The sequence below is a fragment of the Xanthomonas nasturtii genome, from assembly GCF_023337365.3.
GTDB lineage: Bacteria > Pseudomonadota > Gammaproteobacteria > Xanthomonadales > Xanthomonadaceae > Xanthomonas > Xanthomonas nasturtii.
In genome coordinates this window covers 1537544-1552079 of sequence record NZ_CP142084.2, presented here as the reverse complement: position 1 = coordinate 1552079, position 14536 = coordinate 1537544, and the positions used below count along the sequence as shown (strand labels likewise).

Annotated in this window: 14 protein-coding genes, 1 other RNA gene and 3 pseudogenes; 10 read left to right on the top strand and 8 right to left on the bottom strand. The window is 64.8% G+C overall.

Features of this window, described 5'->3' with window-relative positions; translation table 11 throughout:
• Positions 1-117: 117 nt before the first annotated feature.
• The 4 genes and pseudogenes from M3O59_RS06790 to M3O59_RS06775 all read right to left on the bottom strand — a co-directional run.
• On the bottom strand, positions 118-360 hold the full coding sequence (locus M3O59_RS06790) for a hypothetical protein (protein ID WP_116906406.1): 243 nt from the start codon (positions 358-360) through the stop codon (positions 118-120).
• 22 nt (positions 361-382) lie between these two features.
• Positions 383-646: a hypothetical protein gene (locus M3O59_RS06785; RefSeq protein ID WP_116906407.1), complete on the bottom strand. Its 264-nt coding sequence runs from the start codon at positions 644-646 to the stop codon at positions 383-385.
• A 38-nt stretch (positions 647-684) separates the two neighbouring features.
• Entirely contained in the window at positions 685-1182 is a 498-nt protein-coding gene (locus tag M3O59_RS06780) for a hypothetical protein (RefSeq protein ID WP_064631379.1), read from the bottom strand.
• Positions 1179-1549: pseudogene (locus M3O59_RS06775) on the bottom strand (RNA polymerase sigma factor); the annotation flags it as partial. The pseudogene M3O59_RS06775 and the gene M3O59_RS06780, both read right to left, overlap by 4 nt.
• 337 nt (positions 1550-1886) lie before the next feature.
• On the opposite strand from M3O59_RS06775, the gene M3O59_RS06770 reads away from it, so the two are divergent.
• The gene (locus M3O59_RS06770; RefSeq protein ID WP_064631375.1) at positions 1887-2480 is read left to right on the top strand and encodes a mechanosensitive ion channel family protein; all 594 of its coding nucleotides are present in this window, start codon (positions 1887-1889) and stop codon (positions 2478-2480) included.
• Positions 2481-2675: 195 nt separating this feature from the next.
• Here the strand turns inward: M3O59_RS06770 and M3O59_RS06765 are convergent, their stop codons facing one another.
• Positions 2676-2942, bottom strand: a complete 267-nt coding sequence (locus M3O59_RS06765) for a DksA/TraR family C4-type zinc finger protein (RefSeq protein ID WP_064631373.1) — start codon at positions 2940-2942, stop codon at positions 2676-2678.
• A 175-nt stretch (positions 2943-3117) separates the two neighbouring features.
• Between M3O59_RS06765 and M3O59_RS06760 the strand changes: the two genes are divergently transcribed.
• Complete coding sequence (locus M3O59_RS06760) at positions 3118-3372, top strand: DUF2789 domain-containing protein (protein WP_064631371.1); 255 nt, start codon at positions 3118-3120, stop codon at positions 3370-3372.
• A gap of 158 nt (positions 3373-3530) precedes the next feature.
• Here the strand turns inward: M3O59_RS06760 and M3O59_RS06755 are convergent, their stop codons facing one another.
• Positions 3531-3704 carry a DUF1328 domain-containing protein gene (locus tag M3O59_RS06755; protein WP_003489471.1) on the bottom strand — a complete coding sequence of 58 codons (174 nt, stop codon included), beginning with the start codon at positions 3702-3704 and terminating at the stop codon, positions 3531-3533.
• A gap of 403 nt (positions 3705-4107) precedes the next feature.
• Between M3O59_RS06755 and M3O59_RS06750 the strand changes: the two genes are divergently transcribed.
• The 4 genes from M3O59_RS06750 to M3O59_RS06735 all read left to right on the top strand — a co-directional run bounded on the left by M3O59_RS06750 (position 4108) and on the right by M3O59_RS06735 (position 7327).
• Entirely contained in the window at positions 4108-4635 is a 528-nt protein-coding gene (locus M3O59_RS06750) for a M48 family metallopeptidase (protein WP_064631369.1), read from the top strand.
• Positions 4636-4721: 86 nt separating this feature from the next.
• Positions 4722-4796, top strand: a non-coding RNA gene (locus M3O59_RS06745) — sX9 sRNA.
• Positions 4797-4813: 17 nt separating this feature from the next.
• Positions 4814-6070 carry a 2OG-Fe(II) oxygenase gene (locus M3O59_RS06740; RefSeq protein WP_147308537.1) on the top strand — a complete coding sequence of 419 codons (1257 nt, stop codon included), beginning with the start codon at positions 4814-4816 and terminating at the stop codon, positions 6068-6070.
• A 156-nt stretch (positions 6071-6226) separates the two neighbouring features.
• Complete coding sequence (locus M3O59_RS06735; protein WP_116906408.1) at positions 6227-7327, top strand: Glu/Leu/Phe/Val dehydrogenase dimerization domain-containing protein; 1101 nt, start codon at positions 6227-6229, stop codon at positions 7325-7327.
• 62 nt (positions 7328-7389) lie between these two features.
• Here M3O59_RS06735 and M3O59_RS06730 read toward each other — a convergent pair.
• Positions 7390-9280: pseudogene (locus M3O59_RS06730) on the bottom strand (autotransporter domain-containing protein); the annotation flags it as partial.
• A protein-coding gene (locus M3O59_RS06725; protein ID WP_373419007.1) for an IS5 family transposase occupies positions 9277-10075 on the bottom strand; the annotation gives its coding sequence in 2 pieces (ribosomal slippage) (positions 9277-9805 and positions 9804-10075; 801 coding nt in all). The pseudogene M3O59_RS06730 and the gene M3O59_RS06725, both read right to left, overlap by 4 nt.
• A gap of 372 nt (positions 10076-10447) precedes the next feature.
• Between M3O59_RS06725 and M3O59_RS06720 the strand changes: the two genes are divergently transcribed.
• The 4 genes and pseudogenes from M3O59_RS06720 (at position 10448) to M3O59_RS06705 (ending at position 14464) form a co-directional block, all read left to right on the top strand.
• Positions 10448-11623 carry a thiolase family protein gene (locus M3O59_RS06720; RefSeq protein ID WP_064631363.1) on the top strand — a complete coding sequence of 392 codons (1176 nt, stop codon included), beginning with the start codon at positions 10448-10450 and terminating at the stop codon, positions 11621-11623.
• Between the two features lie 122 nt (positions 11624-11745).
• Entirely contained in the window at positions 11746-12087 is a 342-nt protein-coding gene (locus tag M3O59_RS06715; protein ID WP_016904096.1) for a hypothetical protein, read from the top strand.
• Positions 12088-12310: 223 nt separating this feature from the next.
• On the top strand, positions 12311-12637 hold the full coding sequence (locus M3O59_RS06710; RefSeq protein WP_064631361.1) for a hypothetical protein: 327 nt from the start codon (positions 12311-12313) through the stop codon (positions 12635-12637).
• 109 nt (positions 12638-12746) lie between these two features.
• Positions 12747-14464: pseudogene (locus M3O59_RS06705) on the top strand (diguanylate cyclase).
• Positions 14465-14536 lie beyond the last annotated feature (72 nt).

Here is a 14536-nt window from a genome sequence, read left to right as displayed (position 1 = left end):
CCGATTGCACTGGCCACCGCATCACAATGTCGTTCGTCACTGTTGCGTATTGCCGCTAGGTTGTACCGACGTGCCACCGCAAGGTGGCACGTTTGTTTTAGGCGTTGGAACGATGGCTCACACGGAGTGAGCAGCCAGTTGCGCGGCGCGGACGTCACGCAGCACGCGTGATCGATGCCGATTCCAAGCACCGCCGGCCTGGCGGCTGCGCACTCGCCGTGTCAGCTGCGCCTCCTTGGCTCGCCCGGCAGCGACCACGTCGCCGCTGACCGATTTGAGTTGCAGGCGCGCCAGATCGACCTGAGCCACATCCACCGATGCGCTCACCGCATCCACCTGCAGCAATGCACCGCGCGGCACCCGCAACTCCAGTTTGGCACCCTTAGCTGTTGCGGCTGTTGCGCGGGTAGATCACCTCGAATTGCAGCCGGTTGGCGCTTTCGTCCACCTGCAGGCGCTGGCCGTCGCCCAGGCTGCCGGTCAATTCGCGATCCCAGCCGCGCACGCGGATGCTGCCGGCGATGTTCTCCAACTCCACGCGTGCGCCGCGCGCCAACGGATGACTCTGCTTGACCGCGCTTTGCGCCGCTGCGGGTGCAGCGCAGAACGCGGCCCGCAGCAACACGGAAAGATGGGCATGGCGCATGGAATGGCTCCTCAGATTGGAAAGGACGCCTCGCCTTCTCATGCAAGGCGGGTCAATTGCGGCCGCTTGGCGTAGGTGCGTTGCAGCTGCGACAACGGAAATGCCGAGCGCGGGGTCTGTGCGATGGCGGTGTGGATGGCCTGCGCGCTGCGATCCAGCTCATCGAGTGCCGGCAGCAGATCGGCGGGCACCTGCTTTACCGGCACCTCGGCCATGGCCTGCTGGTAATGCCCAGACATGACTGGCGCCTGCGCCACCAGTGCCGACTGCGTTGCGAGCGGCTGCGCCTGCCGATCGATCCCGGGTGCGATGGCAACCACTGCCGCTGCAGCAGCCAGCGCCAGCCCCGCTGCCGGCAGCAACCAGGCGCGCCGGTGGGTTGGCGTCAACGCCACCACGCTGGAGCGCGCCGTCAATGCCGGCGCAATGCGCTCCCACACTTGCGCCGGTGGCTGGCGTTGCGGCGACAGTGCCTGCACCTGCGCGAGCAGAGCGCTGTCGTCTTCCTGCTCGCGATCGTGCCGTGTGTGATTCATGCGGTTTCTCCAAGCCGCGCGCGCAGCAACCGCGTGCGCGATGCAGGGGTGCCTTGGAAGCGCCGACCGCCATCTGCAATTGCTCGGCAATTTCATGATGTTTCCAGCCTTCGATGTCGTGCAGCACCAGCACGGCGCGCGCACGCGGCGGCAGCATTTCCAGTGCGCGCTCCAGATCCATGTGGATCGACTGGCAGCCACTGGCGCCGGCAATTGCCGCGGGCATGTCGCCATCGGCAGCGTCGACGACGTGCTCGCTGGATGCAGAGCACGCACGGAAGTCCATCAGTGAGGGTTGACGGCCAGACGGTGCAGCCAGGTGCCCAGCATGCTTTGAAAAACCGAACTGCGGCAATGCCTTCCACGCCGCAACGCCTGAGGTCTGCGCTGCAGGCACATTGCACCGATTTGCGGCACTCCGTCACGCGGCGTCCAGGGCGATGTGTTGCTGACGACGTCGCGCCGGTTCCTGACGCGCGGCGACCGTGCGGCCCAGCGCATCGCGCACTGCCACGGCGTACCGTGCGCACGGAAGACCACGCCAACCTGATCCACCACCACGCGCCCGCACACTTGCGCGCTCTGATCGCAGGCAAAACACCGCATTGCCTGCCTTCGCAGATGAGCGCGCATTCACCCTGCGCACCTACAGCGCAGCGGCCGCCCCGTTACAATGAATGTCCCCTTCGACTCTGCATGATGTGATGTCCGCGTCCGATGCGTTGCCCGCCATGATCCGCAGCCTGCTGCCCCACTGGAATCCGGAATGGCTGGCCGTTGCGGTGCCGACGGTCAAGATCGTGTTGATCCTGGCCATTGCCGCGTTGGCACGACTGCTGCTCCGGCAACTGCTGCGGCGCTTGTGTACGCGTTACAGCGTGCCCGCCGAAATGACGATCGGCATTCGCCGCGTCGGCAGCTTCATCATTTCGGTCAGCGCCTTGTTGATGGCACTCCGGGTCATCGGCGTCAGAGCAGACACCTTGTGGACCGCATTCACGGGGTTTGCAGCCGTCGGCGCCGTCGCGTTCTTCGCTGCATGGAGTGTGCTATCCAATATCTTCTGCACGTTCCTGATCATCACCACGCGCCCGTTTCGGCTGCACGATCACATCGAGTTGCTCGAAGGTGGCGACAAGCCGGGCCTGAAAGGCCGCGTGATCGATATCAATGTGATCTACACCACGCTGGAAGAAACCGGCGACCACGCTGGCAGCGTCTTACAGGTCCCTAATAGTCTGTTTTTCCAGCGCACGACGCGTCGCTGGCGCGAGACCAGCAGCTTCAACGCCAATTAGGCGCAGCCGACAAGGCGCTGGCGACACTTGTGGGTTCACCGCTGGCGAAGCGTAATGATGGTGACGCAGGCACGCTGTGATGCATGTGCACACCGCAGACACCGCTGCGACGCCGGCTGGGATGGCGATGCCGCTTTCGTTCAGACGCGCAGCACTGCGCAACGCGCCTTGGCACCCGCGCAAACACCTGACCGCTCAACGCAGCTGACTGTCCTTGCTGCCGCGCCGGTTGTACCCACCTTGCGCCGCCTGTTCCAGGTCGTGCGCTTCCTGGCAGTTCACGCACAGATGCACGCCGGGCACGGCCTTGCGGCGCGCCTCGGGAATCGGTGCCTCGCAGTCCTCGCAGTGCGTCAGGCTCGGGCCTTGGTGCAGCTGGCTACGCGCACGCTTGATCGCATCGTCGACGGTGGCGTCGATCTGGTCCTGCACCGCCCCATCACCCGCCCATCCGGTCGCCATGATTGCCACACCTCACTGGTCAGGGAATGGATATGGTCATTGGCGCAGGCAAATCCAAGCCGCACGTGCACAGTACGCTCAAACCGGGTGCTCTAGCATTCAAGCCACTGTCAGCTGCCGGTACTTACGGCAGCTGACCAGGCTCTCAGTCATCCGCACTCTCGAGGATTCTGCAATGGAACAACCCGTCCACCCGTTCTCAGAACTGTTCGCCCAGTTGGGCTTGCCCTCCGACGAAGCCAGCATCCGCGACTTCATCGCCGAGCACTCTCCGCTGCCGGGCGAGATGCGCCTGGAAGAGGCGCCTTTCTGGACGCCTGCGCAGTCCCAGCTATTGCGTGAAGAACGCCTCGACGATGCCGACTGGATCGTGACCATCGATCAGCTCAACATCGCCCTGCATACCACTGCCGACACTACCGGCGTCTGAGTGCAACGTCTGGATTGCGCGCGGCTCACGCTTGAGATCGTCTGCAGCTGACGTGCTTGTCGTGCTGATTTACGCAACAAAAAAGAGCGGCCACTGGCCGCTCTTTCCATGACGGGTGATGCAGGCCGGCAACGCTGCGCCTGCCTGCACGCTGCGCGTCAGGTGACTTTCTTGGCAATCGTCATGCCCAGCACGAACAGGACGATGGCAATAATGATGCCGGCCCAGAACAGGAACTTGGCAATCCCCATCGCAGCGCCTGCCATACCGCCAAAGCCCAGCGCACCGGCAATCAACCCGATGATGGCAAAAATAATCGCCCACTTGATCATGATGTTGTCTCCTAATCGGCACCGTGCCGTTGTTCGATCGTGTGCTTGCGACGCAACGCCGCAAAACATGCGCTGCACGCTACCCATCCGGATGTGCCGCATTCGTGAATACGCCTGACACACGCTGCAACACGTGCGTTGCGTTCAGCAGGCCAGGGCCGCGGCAACATGCAGACATACGCTGTGTGGAGAAGTCATCAACGATCGACACCGCGCTGTCCATCACCTACCGAAAACTGGAACTCCCTGCTCGCGTAGCGTCGGGCAATACCTTATCCATCGAAACGCCACTGCAGAAGATCTCGCGTTTGCGATGCATCGACGCGCAGCATCCAGGCGCGATCGGCCACATATTCGCGGCCTTGCGCCCACCGATTCGCCAGCAGGTGGTGCATCGGCGATCATGCATGCTTCGCCGCGACCGATCGCCATGGACACTCTTCGTTACCTCACCGGCTATCCGCCTGCCGTTCTGGATCAGGTGCGCGAACTGATCGCACAGGACAAACTTGCCAGCGTGCTGGCACGGCGTTATCCGGACCGGCACGCCATCCGCACCGACCGCCATCTCTACGAGTACGTCAAGGCAACGAAGGAGCGCTACATGCGCTCATCGCCCACCTTGCACAAGGCGATGTACGACAACCATCTGCAGGTGGTGAAGCATGCGCTGGGCACGCATACGGCGATTTCGCGCGTGCACGGCGGCCGCTTGAAGGCCAGCCGCGAGATCCGCATCGCATCGGTGTTTCGCGACGCGCCGGAACCATTCCTGCAGATGATCGTGGCGCACGAACTGGCGCATCTGAAAGAAGCCGATCACAACAAGGCCTTCTACCAGCTCTGCAACCACATGACCCCGGACTACCACCAGCTGGAGTTCGACCTGCGCCTGTATCTGACCCAGCTGGCCCTGTCTGCCGACAGCTGATCGCGCAGCGCACGGTCGAGGCCAAGCGGCAAAAAAAGACGACCGCGCTCACCGCCATGCGGGGCGCCGCCGGCGCTTGGTGCGGCACGTACCACTCGTACACTGCGGTTCCTCCGCGCCGTCTGCACCCTGCTGACGACCGCTCGCCACGTATGTCAGCCGCGCTTAGGATGCGTGCATGCAGCCATCCTCTCTTGCCGACCTCACCCGCGCCGCCCAAGGCGGGCACCCCGCCGCGATCAATGCGCTGGCCCAAGCGCTGGTGCGTGCCGGCCAGCCCGAAGAAGCAGTGGCCTGGTATTCGCGCAGCGCGGCTGCAGGCGATGCGCTGGCGCAGGTCGAAATGGGCCGCATGCGCGCCTATGGGGTCGGCTGCGAGGTGGACGTCGGCCAGGCGCGTGTGCAGTGGGAGCAGGCCGAGCGGCAGGGCGCAGTGGCTGCGCAGTACCTGCTGGCAACCCTGGTGGTTGGAGAGCAACCGCCGACGCTGGACGCTGTGGCGTTCAATCGGCTGCAGGCGGCAGCAGTTGCCGACTACCCGCCTGCGCTGCGCGCCATCGCGATCCAGCATGGGCGGGTGGCGCATCCGGATCGGCAACGGCAGTGCGTCGCCCTGCTCGAACGCGCTGCGGCAGCCGGTGATGCCATGTCTGCCGCACTATTGGCCGAGCGCCTGCTGCGCGGCGAAGGCGTGCCGGCCCAACCCGAGGCCGCCGCGCAGTTGTTTCGGCAGCTGCAGACAGTGGGCCTAATCGCGCCGCCCGAGGTGCGCATTGCACCGCCAGACCCGCCAGGCGACCCTGCCGATCACCGCATCGATTTCGCGCCTCGCAACGCCCCGGTTCGGCGCCACGCCACACCGCACATCGAAGAACGCACGGGCGTGCTGTCGGCAGACGAATGCCGCCTGTTGATGCTGGTGGCGCGGCCGCATCTGCGTGCCTCCCAGGTGATTGACCCCAACGATGCCAGCACGCAGCGCGCGCCGGTCCGCACCAGCCGTGGCGCGACGCTTGATCCGATCATCGAAGACTTCGCCGCACGTGCAGCGCAGGCGCGGCTGGCCGCCTGTGCGCAGCTGCCGTTGGCCCACGCAGAGCCGCTTTCGGTGCTGTGCTATGCGCCCGGCGAGCAGTACCGCGCACACCGCGACTATCTGCCGCCCGGCACGATCGCCGCCGACCGCCCCGCTGCCGGCAACCGCCAACGCACCGTCTGCGTCTATCTAAACGACGTCGTTACCGGCGGCGCAACCGACTTTCCGCTGGCCGGTGTTCGCGTGCAGCCGCGCGCCGGCGCGCTGGTGTGCTTCGACAACCTGCATGCCGATGGCCGCCCCGATGCCGCTTCGCTGCACGCGGGCCTGCCGGTGACGGACGGCAGTAAATGGTTGGGAACGCTGTGGTTTCGGCAGCAGCGCTATCGGGATTGGTGAACAGATTCATGCACAACCCCCTGCCGGCGTGGTTTAAAATGTTGCAGCGCGACGTGATCGGACAGGGTCTGCAAACGGCGCGTTTTTTGTTTCCCACTGCACGGGTCCAGACCCGGCCTCAGGGAAGGCACATCACGCAGCCCAGCGGAGCCTTCGATGCTTTTCGAAACCCTCGATACCACCGGCCACGAGCAGGTGATTTTCTGTCACAACCGCGACGCCGGGCTCAAGGCCATCATCGCCTTGCACAGCACGCGTCTTGGGCCAGCGTTGGGCGGCGTGCGCATGCGCACCTACCCCAACAGCGAGGCGGCGCTCAACGACGCGCTGCGCTTGAGCCGCACCATGACCTACAAGAACGCCCTGGCCGGCCTGAATGTCGGCGGCGGCAAGGCGGTGATCATCGGCGACCCCAAGACCGACAAGAGCGAGGCGCTGTTCCGCGCCTTCGGGCGGTTTGTCGACACCCTGGGCGGGCGCTACATCACCTCCGAGGACGTGGGTACCGACGTCAACGACATGGAACAGATCTACCTGGAGAGCGAGTACGTCACCGGCGTGCACCAGGTGCATCGCGGCTCCGGCGACCCGGCACCGTTCACCGCCTATGGCGCGTTGCAGGCCTTGATGGCCTCGCTCAATCGCAAGCTCGGGCACGAAGAAGTCGGCAAGGCCAGCATCGCGATCCAGGGCCTGGGCCACATCGGCATGGAGCTGGTGAAGCTGCTCAAGGAACGCGGCGCGAAACTCTACGTGGCCGATCTGAACCAGGCACTGGTGGACCGCGCGGTGGCCGAATACGGCGCAGAAGCGGTGCGCCCGGATGAGATCCATCAGGTGGCGGCCGACGTGTTCGCCCCCTGCGCGCTGGAAGGCGCCATCAATGAAAACACCCTGCCGCAGCTCAAGGCCAAGATCATCTGCGGCACGGCCAACAACCAGCTCGCCAGCGCCTCCATCGGCGAAGAGCTGCATCGGCGCGGCATCCTGTATGCGCCCGATTACGTGGTCAATGCCGGCGGGGTGATGAATGTGTCGCTGGAGATCGATGGCTACAACCGCGAACGCGCAATGCGGCTGATCCGCAGCATCTATCACAACCTGGAAAAGGTGTTCGACCTGTCCACCCAGCTGGGCGTCTCGCCGCAGCAGGCGGCCGATCAGATTGCCGAAGCGCGCATCGAAGCCATCAGCAAGCTCAAACTGCCGCTGGGCCGCACTGCACCGCGCTTTCTGCACAAGCTGCGCGGTGAGTGAAGCCGCTGTCCAGGCGCGTTGCCTGGACAGGGAAAACCTGCATCAAACGGGCAAGGCGCCGATCAGAAATCGGCGCTGTAACGCAGGCTCAGCGCGCGCTCGTCGCCGCGCTCGCCCACCCGCTGGTCGTAGCCGAAACGCAGCTGGCCCTGCTGGCCCAACGGTGCCGCGGCAGTGAACCCGAACAGCCCCCCCGACCGTGCCGGCTGCATGCCACGCAGCGGCGCCCAAGCATCCACGCCGGTGAAGCTGGCGTCCAGCATCAAACCTTCGCTGCTCAGCGCCTGCCGCCACTCGGCATAACTGCCCAACTGGATGCCGCGCCAGCGATACGCCGAACGCACACCGGCCAGCGCCTGCGTGCGCGACGACGTGCTTGCATTGGCACGCAAGCCGAAGCCATCGCCACCGCTTTCGCGGAAACCATCGCTGCGCAAGCGCACGTAATCCAGGCCCATATATGGCGTCAGGCTTGCGTGCGCACCGCCCCAGCGATAGCCGGTTTCCAGATTGCCGCTGAGGTAACTGCCGCTGTAGTCGCTGAAGGGCGCTGCTGCGGTCTTCGCCCAGTTGCAGGGTGCGCTCGATCTGCCGGTTGACGTTGCCCAAACCCACCTGGCCCAGCGTGTAAGCGGCACCCAACCTCGTGCCCCAGTACAGCTGCGCCTGCACCTGACGATCGCGCCCGCGCGCACCGTCCAGCTCGCCCAGGCTGCTGGAGCGCGTTTCGCCGAATGCAAACCCGGTAACTGCACCGGAGGCCAGGCGCAGATCGTTGCCCATCATCCAGCCGGAAGTGGCAAAGCCCGACGTGGTCGCACCGCCCTCGCCCGGCCCGCCAAGCGCGCGCTGCCAGTTGCCCAGCAGCCGCGGTTGCTGCGACACGCCATCGAAATGCGACGCCAGCGCGCGGCGGCCCAGATCGATGGTGTCGAAGGTCATCGCGGCAGATTCGGCATGCGCACGACCGGACAGGCTGCGCAGCGAATCGGCTGCCGCCTTTGCGGTCGGCGATTGCTGCAAGGCCGCCGCCGCGCGAATGAAGCCGCCGCTGATCGCGCCATTACCCTGGAACTGTTGCGCATCCACCTGCTGGAACGCCTGCTCGACCCGGATTGCCGATTCCATCGATACGGTGCCGATCGCGCCCAACGAGGCGGCGACCGCGGTGACATCCATGCGTTGCAGCGAGACATACGCAGTGTTGGCGTCGTAGCTGCGCGTGGCGGTCAGAAAGGTCACTGCCGGCCCGCTGCTCAGCGTATCGAACGTCCCTTGCAGGCCGTTGGTCGCTTGCAGGACTGCGTAGGCGGTGGTGTTGACGACGTAATCGCGCCGCCCAAGCAATTGCAGGTCGCCTGCAATGGTCGCGGTGCCCGCAACGTTCAAACGGTCGCCAACGTTCACTGCCAGGCGTCCGTTGCTGGCTTGGGTGTAATTGCCGGTAATGGACGCCGTTGCGCCATTGACCTGCAGCGTGCCGGCGTTATCGACCTGCCTGCCGAGGGTGCCAGCACCGACCAGACTCGCCCCATTGGCGATGCTCACACGCGCACTCTGCAGGCTGGCGGTCTGCAAGGTGCCGCCGAGCACCTGGGTCTCGCCGGTAAAGCTATTGGCGTTACTGCTCAGGAGCAGCGTGCCGGTACCACGCTTGGTCAGGCCGCCGGTGCCACTGATGTCGTTGGCCCAGGTCGAACGCAAGGTCGTGACGTCGACATCCACTGTGCCCCAATCGAAACGCGCCGGCCCCAGCACCGCCTTGCCCACATTGAGCAAGCCATAGCCGAATGTCGCATCGACCCCCGCAGCCCCCAGATCGGTGGCGGTGCCCAGCAAGGTCTGCCGCACCAGATCATTGTTGAAATACGGAAATGCCTGCCACACCAGCGCCGCCGCACCGGACACCAGCGGCGCCGCGAATGAGGTGCCGCTGTCATAGAACCTGTTCACAATCTTCTGAGTAACAGTGCCAAGAAGGCCAAATGGATGAACTGCAGGCTGGTGTTGAGTTTGCGCTCGCAGTTCTTCCATAGCCTTCGGTTCTTCTCCAGCCAAGCAAAACTACGCTCGACAATCCATCGCTTGGGCATGACCTTGAAGGTGTGCAGTTCGCTGCGCTTGGCAATCTGCACCGTGAGCTGCTCGCCTAAAATCTCTCGCGCGCCGCTGGCAAACGGTACTCCGGTGTAACCGCCGTCGCACAGTAAGCTTTGTACAAGCGTCAGGTTTGACTGACAGCGCTCCAACGCCTGCAGCGCACCTTTGCGGTCGGTCACCTCCGCCGTCGTCACCGCGATTGCGTGGGGCAACCCCTGACTATCAACAGCGATATGCCGTTTGATGCCCGACACCTTCTTGCCTGCGTCATACCCCTTTTGCCCAGCTGTGTCCGTGTTCTTGACGCTCTGCGCGTCCACGATCAAGAACCTGGTGCAAGCGTTGCGCCCCTGTCTCACGCGGGCCACGCCAACCTGATTTTTTGAGCGCCCGCTCCAGCAGGCTCACCCCCTCATCGTCGCACTCGCTCCACTTGGCAAAGTACGAGTGCACGGTCCGCCACTTCGGAAAGTCGCTGGGTAGCGCTCGCCATTGGCAACCGGTTCGCAGCACGTACAACACTGCGCACCACACCTCATATAAATCCACACGGCGTGGCTTGGTGCGCTTGCGCGCTTGTTCCAGGATCGGCAGCACGTGTGCGAACTGCTCCCGGCTCATGTCACTCGGATAGGTCTTTTGGCGCATCCGCATAGTCTGCACTGATCTGCGAAGATCGTGAACAGGTTCATAGAAGTAACCGATGTTGCTGGCCGTGGCATCGGGGTCGATGAACAGCGAGGTGCCCGGCGCAACCAGGCAATAGCGCATCGCCACGCCGCAGGCATTGGAAACCGCCGCAGGCGGTCAACGCAACGGCCAGCGCCGAGGCCAGGACGGTCCTGGCGACGTCTTTCCTCTTCATCCGTGTGGTCCCCGAACCCATTCCATGGATAGGGCCCGATCGGGCCCGAATAACGCTTTGCTTACTTTAAGCGCAAAGCGCGCGCAGGGACGCCATGCGCTGGCGCAGGGCAGCCATCAGGCAGATAATCGTTTCACTTTAAACGGTATCTGCTCATGTCCGACATCGTCATCGTTGCTGCAAAACGTACTGCCATCGGCTCGTTCCTCGGCCAATTCAACGGAGTGCCGGCGCCGACACTCGCTGCCGCCGCGATCGAAGGCGCGCTCGCGCAATCGGGCATCGCACCGGCCGATGTGTCCGAAGTCATCGTCGGCTGCGTGCTGCCGGCCAATCTCGGCCAGGCGCCGGCGCGTCAGGCCGCGATCGCCGCAGGCATTCCCAACTCGACCGGCGCCACCACCATCAACAAGGTGTGCGGCTCGGGCATGAAGGCGATCATGTTCGGCCACGACCTGATCAAGGCCGGCTCGGCCAGCATCGTGGTGGCCGGCGGCATGGAGTCGATGAGCAATGCGCCGCATCTGTTGCCCAACTCGCGCACCGGCAACCGCTACGGCAACTTCCAGGCGGTCGATCACATGGCCTGGGATGGCCTGACCAACCCGTACGACGGCCAGGCCATGGGCGTGTTCGGCGAGGCCACGGCGGAAAAGTTCGGCTTCAGCCGCGCCGATCAGGACGCCTTCGCCATCGCCTCGGTGGAACGCGCGCAGGCCGCGCAGCGCAGTGGCGCATTCGCCGATGAAATCGTCCCGTTCACGGTGACCACGCGCAAGGGCGCGGTCGTCGTCGACAGCGACGAGCAGCCGGGCAAATCCGATGTGGCCAAGATCCCGACGCTGAAGCCGGCCTTCAAGAAGGACGGCACCGTCACTGCCGCCAGTTCGTCGAGCATTTCCGACGGCGCGGCGATCACCGTGCTGATGCGCGCAGACGATGCCCAACGCCGCGGCGTGACGCCGTTGGCACGCATCGTCGGCCACGTCACTCACTCTCAGGAGCCCGAATGGTTCACCACCGCACCGGTATCGGCGATCCAGTCGCTGGTCGGCAAGATCGGCTGGCAGTTGGACGAGGTGGACCTGTTTGAAATCAATGAAGCCTTCGCCGTGGTGCCGATGGTGCCGATCAAGGAACTGGGCATCGCGCACGACAAGGTCAACGTGCACGGTGGCGCCTGCGCCTTGGGTCATCCCCTCGGCGCTTCCGGTGCGCGGCTGGTAGTGACATTGGTGAACGCGTTGCGCAGCCGCGGAGGCAAGCGCGGGGTCGCGACGCTGTGCATCGGCGGCGGCGAGGCGACCGCTATCGCTATCGAATTGATTTAATTGTTTTTAACGTCGATTTTGCAAAGCTGAATGCGCGTACGCTTGACACTAGTCTTGTGGCCGTCATCATGTCGGGGGCGCGCAATAGCGCGTTGCCTAATCTAACGACGAGGATTGAAACAATGACCATCAACAAGCTGCTGATCGCAATGGCGCTGGGCCTGGCCCTGACCGCTTGCTCGAAGCCGGAACAGGCTCAGGACGCTGCTGCTTCGGCTAACGAAGCTGCTGCCGACGCTCAGACCGCTGCCGACCAGGCTGCTGCCTCGGGCTCGCAGTCGGCTGACGCCGCTCAGGCTGCTGCCAACACCGCTGCTGCTTCGGCTGACACCGCTGCTGACGCTGCCCAGGCTGCTTCCGGCGCCGCGACCGACGCTGCTGCTGAGCAGGCTGCCGACGCTGCCAAGACGGCTGAAAACACCGCCGAAGCTGCTAAGGACACCGCCGAAGAAGCCAAGAAGTAATCACTTCTTGACTCCAAGCGAGTTCGGAAAAAGCCGCTGGTCTCCAGCGGCTTTTTCTTTGCCTTCGATTCGGGCGCTACCCCTCGCAGCTGCCGGCAACACCCTTGGCAAGACCAAAGACCGTGTCTGTCCACCCGGCGGCTGAATGGCCGGCCGCGCATTGACGCAGACTGCATCGGCCCGTGCATAAGCTCCGCTTTCCAACACCGGAACAGGACCACCCATGAAGACGATCCGCATGCTGGCATTGAGCGCCATCGCCGCACTTTCCCTTGCCGCCTGTCAGGGCCCGGATGCCGAGCAGGCACGCCGCGATGCCGCTTCTGCCGCCAGGCACGCCGCCGCCGCGACTGAGCAAGCCGCCGACCGCGCCGCCGTGCAGGCCAAGGCCGCAACCGCCGATGCCCGCGTTGCCGCACGCGAACTGGCCGCAGACGCCAGCCGCGCGACTGCCAACGCCGCCGATGCCACCGCCGACAAGACCCGCGAAATGGCCAACAAGGCCGAACAGAACGCCGACAAGCACGACGCCGAGCACCCGCAACACTGAGCCGATACGCCTGCTAAAGCATCCCGCAACGCGCCGGCCACACGCCGGCGCGTTCGCATCTGCCGGCCGCCGGCTCGTGTTGTCGAGCCCGGCAGGCTAGCATTCGCACATGCCCTCTTCTTTTACCGCGCGCCGCCGCAACCAGCTGGCGCTGGTTTTCTCTGCCCTGATCTTTGTCGCCATCGGGATCGGCATCTTCGTCGGCGCCCGGCGCTCGCTTGCCGATGCCGCACTGGTCTCGCACACGCATGAGGTGATCGGCCGGGTCGACGAAATCCATGCGCGCGTGCTGGACGCCGAGTCGGCGCAGCGCGGCTTCCTGCTCACCGGTAACGACGCCTACCTGCTGGACTACCAGACCAGTGTCGAACGTCTGCCGATCCTGCTCGACAACCTGCGCCGCCTGATCGTCGATAACCCCGCGCAGGAACAGCATCTTGCGCAGCTGCAACGGCTGGTGGAAACGCGCCTGCAGCAGATTCAGCAGGTGCTCGACATCTATGCACAACGCGGGCTGGAGCCGGCACGCGCCACCATCCGGCAGAGCGCCTTCCGCACCACCAGCGCGATCCGCGAACAGGCGTTGAGCATGGTGCAGCGCGAACAGGAACTGCTGGCGCAACGTGCTGAAAGCAGCCGCCAAAGCGCCAACCTGTTGCTTGCGCTCGCACTGGCCGGCATTCCGTTCGGGCTGGTGGTGGTGGGCATGGTCTATGCGCTGTTGATGCGCGAACTGCGCCACCGCGGGCGAGCCGAGCGGCTGGCCGCGCAGGCCAACCGCGATCTGGGCGACAGCATCGGCGCGCTGCAACGCTGCAACGCAGTACCGCCGATCTCAATCTGCTCAGCCGCTACACCGGCCTGCTGCAGAGCTGCATCAGCGCCGAAGAAGCATTGCTGGTGAGCAGCCGCACCCTGGCCAGCTTGCTGCCGGGCGTGGCCGGCAGCGTGTACCTGCTGCGTGCCTCGCAGGACCGTGCCGAGGCCATCAGCCACTGGGGCGAGCCGCTGGTGCAAAGCGCGCCGCACCTGCTGCCGGAACACTGCTGGGCGCTGCGCCGCGGCCAGCCGCACATCATCGAAGACCTGGGCCGGGATGCGCTGTGCGCGCATATCGAAGAACCCGCGCGCGGTACGTCCGTCACCACGGCATGCCTGCCGATGGCGGCGCAAGGCACCCAGCTGGGTTTTCTGTTTCTGTCCTGCCCCGGCACTGGGCCGATGCCGCGATTGGAGATTGCCGAGGCGGCGGCCGAGCAGTTGTCGCTGGCATTGAGCAACCTGCGCCTGCGCGAATCGCTGCGCCGGCAATCGATCCGCGATGCGTTGACCGGTCTGTATAACCGCCGCTATCTGGAAGAATCGCTCAGCCACGAGCTGGCGCGTTGCGCGCGGCGCGGCCTGCCGTTGTCGGTCTTGATGCTGGACGTGGACCATTTCAAACAGTTCAACGACAGCCAGGGCCATGCCGGCGGCGACCTGTTGCTGGCGGCGGTGGGCGAATTGCTGCTGACCCGTCTGCGTGCCGAAGACGTGGCCTGCCGCTATGGCGGCGAAGAATTCACCGTGATCCTGCCCGAGGCCGACGGCGAAGAAGCGCTGCGCGTGGCCGAGGAGATCCGCGGCCATATCGCCGCGCTGGCGGTCAGCGACGGTGCGCGCTCGCTGCCGAACGTGACTGCTTCGATCGGCGTGGCCAGCTTCCCGGCCGATGGCGAACAGGGCGCCAGCCTGATCCAGAAAGCCGATGCAGCGCTGTATCGCGCCAAGCACGCCGGGCGTAATCGGATCGAGCGACATGGGGCTGGCGCGGGCGCAGTGGACTGAGCACGCATACCGTCCATCGCGGATTGCGGAGTTCGTCACACAAAAGATCCAGTCGCGCGGCGATAGTCGGCC